Raw genomic sequence first — 3,808 nt, 5'->3', positions numbered from 1 at the left:
GCGACAGTTCCGAGGCCATGATCCGCGCCATCGCCCGCACGCCTGCTTTCGCGGCACCGTAAGCGGAGTAACCGGGAATGCCGAGCACCGAGATCACCGAGCCGTTGAGAATGATCGAGGCGTTGTCGTTGAGATGCGGCAGCGCCGCCTGCACGGTGAAGAACACGCCGGTCAGATTGGTGCTGATCACCTTCTCGAACACCTCGAGCGTGGCCGAGCCCAGCGGCGTGCCGCCGGCGATACCGGCATTGGCAAACACGATATCGAACTTGCCGAACTTCTCCGCGCCCTGCTTGATCGCAGCTTCAGTGCCGGCAATGTCGGTCGCGTCGGCAGCGAGCGCGAGCGCATTCGGCCCGAGTTCCTTGGCGGCCGCGTCCAGCGTCTGCTTGTTGCGGCCGGTGATTACCACCTTGGCTCCCTCCGCCACGAATAGTTTTGCCGTCGCAAGCCCGATGCCGCTGTTGCCGCCGGTGATCAGGGCCGTCTTTCCTCGAAGTCTCACGCTCGCCTCCAGTGGTTGCATAATGAAACTAGATTGCCATCTAAGGCATTAGGTTTTATGATGCAACCACACGAACGCGTGATCGGCGCCGGCACCGTGCGAACGCGATAGGACAAACCGCGATGGTGAAACGAACGAGCTTCGAGGGCGACGCTTGCCCGATCGCGCGCTCGCTGGAGGCGCTCGGCGACTGGTGGTCGCTCTTGATCATCCGCGAGGCGCTGTTCGGCGTGCGCCGCTTCGGCGAATTTCAAAGCAGGCTCGGCACGGCCAAAAACATCCTGTCCGCTCGCCTGCGGTCACTGGTCGAGCACGGCATCCTCGAAACCACCCCCGCCTCGGACGGCAGCGCCTATCAGGAATATGTGCTGACGCCGAAAGGCCGCGGCGCTTTCCCGATCCTGGTCGCGCTACGGCAATGGAGCGAGGAGTTCGATGACCACCCCGAGGAGATCGCGACCATTTTGGTGGATCGCGACAAGGGCCGCCCGGTGAAGAGGCTGGAAATGCGTGCCGAGGACGGCCGGCTGCTCAGTCCCGCCGACACCACGCTGAAGCCGCGACTGGCGCCGCGGCGAAGCTCGGCCAAAGCCGGCCCGCGAAGCTGAGCACCGCTAGCATCCGACCAGGTTCACTCTGCGGATCGTCTTCAGGCGGTTTCCGCGTTGATTCCGGCCGAACTTGACATCGTAGCTCAGATCGTAGGTACAGCCGACCTTCATGGCGGCAAAATCCGCATTCCGCTCGATCACGTAATGACCGGGAGGCTCGGTGTTGAGATAGATTCGGCCGGGCTCGGCCCATGCTTGATCGACGCCGCGATACGTCACCCGGTCGGTCGAGCCGACGGTCGCAAACCAGAGGATCAACCCTCCGATCAATGCCGCCATGATGCCGAGGCTACGAACATCATCGCGGAGCCTGTCCGCCAGGTTCGAAATATTGGATGCGTTGTTCACGTTCGGTTGGTCGGGGAGACGAGCGCGTCAGTTCACGTCGATCGTCGAGCCCTGTTACGACAGCTTGCGCTTGGTCCGCAGCCGCAGATGCTCGTCGGCCTCGAGCTGCGTCATCCCCAGGAGATAATGCAACACGTCGAGCTTGTGCCGCTCGGCCAGCTTGCGCAACGCCCCGGTCTGCTCGGCAATGAAGGCCACCGCCTCATCTGCGCCGCCCTCTCCCGGTTCGTCGTGACGCCCGCCCCTCCGCGCGCCTGATGCGGCGCGCGCCCGTTTCTTTCCTGGCTTTGTCACCAGACCCCACTCGAATCGCATGCCCCGCGAAACATTACGCCCACATCGAACGCAACTCCAAGGTGGTATTTTGCAACTTTTTCGATATGAAACTTGTCCCATCGTGGCGGCTCTCAACACCCCACGATTTGACAGCGACCGCCTCACCACCCATGTTCGGGTCGAAACGGCCGACCCGAATCCTTTCGTTTCCGGCCCAATTTTTTCCCGTAAGTTACTGGAACTACATGAATATCGTCATCGTGGAGTCGCCGGCGAAAGCCAAGACGATCAACAAGTATTTGGGCTCGTCCTATGAGGTTCTGGCCTCGTTCGGCCATGTCCGCGACCTGCCCGCGAAGAACGGCTCCGTCGATCCCGATGCCAATTTCAAGATGATCTGGGAGGTCGACCCCAAGGCGGCCGGCCGGCTCAACGATATCGCCAAGTCCCTGAAGGGCGCCGACCGCCTGATTCTGGCGACCGACCCCGATCGCGAGGGCGAGGCCATCTCCTGGCACGTGCTCGAGGTGATGAAGGAGAAGCGCGCGCTGAAGGATCAGAAGATCGAGCGCGTGGTGTTCAACGCCATCACCAAGCAGGCCGTCACCGACGCGATGAAGCATCCGCGCCAGATCGACGGCGCCTTGGTCGACGCCTACATGGCGCGCCGCGCGCTCGACTACCTGGTCGGTTTCACCCTCTCCCCCGTGCTGTGGCGCAAGCTGCCGGGCGCCCGCTCGGCCGGCCGCGTGCAGTCGGTCGCGCTCCGCCTCGTCTGCGACCGCGAGCTCGAGATCGAGAAGTTCGTAGCCCGCGAATATTGGTCGCTGATCGCGACCCTGCTGACGCCGCGCGGCGACGCCTTCGAGGCCCGCCTCGTCGGCGCCGACGGCAAGAAGATCCAGCGCCTCGACATCGGCACCGGCGCGGAAGCCGAAGACTTCAAGAAGGCGCTGGAAGCAGCGACTTACGCGGTCACCGCGGTCGATGCCAAGCCCGCCCGCCGCAATCCGCAGGCGCCCTTCACCACCTCGACGCTGCAGCAGGAAGCCAGCCGCAAATACGGCTTTGCGCCGGCGCATACGATGCGCATCGCCCAGCGCCTCTATGAAGGCATCGACATCGGCGGCGAGACCACCGGACTCATTACTTATATGCGGACCGACGGCGTGCAGATCGCCCCCGAGGCGATCACCCAGGCCCGCAAGGTGATCGGCGAGGATTACGGCAACGCTTACGTGCCCGACAGCCCGCGCCAGTACCAGGCCAAGGCCAAGAACGCCCAGGAAGCGCACGAAGCGATCCGCCCGACCGACCTCTCCCGCCGCCCGGACAGCCTGAGCCGCAGGCTCGATGCTGACCAGGCGCGACTTTATGAACTGATCTGGAAGCGCACCATCGCCAGCCAGATGGAATCCGCCGAGCTCGAGCGCACCACGGTCGACATCACGGCCAAGGCCGGCTCCCGCACGCTGGAGCTGCGTGCCACTGGCCAGGTCGTGAAGTTCGACGGCTTCCTCGCGCTCTACCAGGAAGGCCGCGACGACGAGGAGGACGAGGATTCCCGCCGCCTGCCCGCGATGAGCCCGAACGACGCCCTGAAGCGGCAGAGCCTTTCCGTCACCCAGCATTTCACCGAGCCGCCGCCGCGCTTCTCGGAAGCATCGCTCGTCAAGCGCATGGAAGAGCTCGGCATCGGCCGGCCCTCGACCTATGCCTCGATCCTCCAGGTCCTGAAGGACCGCGGCTACGTCAAGCTGGAGAAGAAGCGCCTGCACGGCGAGGACAAGGGCCGCGTCGTGGTCGCGTTTCTCGAAAGCTTCTTTGCCCGCTACGTCGAATACGATTTCACGGCGAGCCTCGAAGAGCAGCTCGACCGCATCTCCAACAACGAGATCTCCTGGCAGCAGGTTCTGAAGGATTTCTGGACCGGCTTCATCGGGGCCGTCGACGACATCAAGGATCTGCGCGTCGCGCAGGTGCTCGACGTGCTCGACGACATGCTGGGCCAGCACATCTATCCGCCGCGGGCGGATGGCGGCGACATCAGGCAGTGCCCGAATTGCGG

The 3,808-nt window shown here is 63.9% G+C and carries 5 protein-coding genes; 2 read left to right on the top strand and 3 right to left on the bottom strand.

Annotated elements, in window-relative coordinates; translation table 11 throughout:
* On the bottom strand, positions 1-505 hold a 505-nt coding region (locus tag JHD07_RS30855; protein ID WP_291629002.1), incomplete at its 3' end, for an SDR family NAD(P)-dependent oxidoreductase.
* 122 nt (positions 506-627) lie between these two features.
* On the opposite strand from JHD07_RS30855, the gene JHD07_RS30850 reads away from it, so the two are divergent.
* Complete coding sequence (locus JHD07_RS30850; protein ID WP_291629000.1) at positions 628-1,113, top strand: helix-turn-helix domain-containing protein; 486 nt, start codon at positions 628-630, stop codon at positions 1,111-1,113.
* Positions 1,114-1,119: 6 nt separating this feature from the next.
* On the opposite strand, the gene JHD07_RS30845 is transcribed toward JHD07_RS30850, so the two are convergent.
* Entirely contained in the window at positions 1,120-1,464 is a 345-nt protein-coding gene (locus tag JHD07_RS30845) for a hypothetical protein (RefSeq protein WP_291628999.1), read from the bottom strand.
* A 54-nt stretch (positions 1,465-1,518) separates the two neighbouring features.
* A complete protein-coding gene (locus JHD07_RS30840; protein ID WP_244521521.1) occupies positions 1,519-1,662 on the bottom strand; it encodes a hypothetical protein in 144 nt (47 codons plus the stop codon).
* 323 nt (positions 1,663-1,985) lie between these two features.
* Here JHD07_RS30840 and topA point away from each other — a divergent pair.
* On the top strand, positions 1,986-3,808 hold a 1,823-nt coding region (gene topA, locus JHD07_RS30835; RefSeq protein WP_291628994.1), incomplete at its 3' end, for a type I DNA topoisomerase.

The organism is Bradyrhizobium sp. (genome assembly GCF_016462955.1).
GTDB lineage: Bacteria > Pseudomonadota > Alphaproteobacteria > Rhizobiales > Xanthobacteraceae > Bradyrhizobium.
The sequence above is the reverse complement of the archived record's forward strand: the minus strand, read 5'-3'. Positions and strand labels throughout refer to the sequence as shown.

Bases quoted from the DNA above. Each gene is read 5' to 3' on its own strand.
- JHD07_RS30850 (WP_291629000.1), top strand. From the start codon at position 628: ATGGTGAAACGAACGAGCTTCGAGGGCGACGCTTGCCCGATCGCGCGC.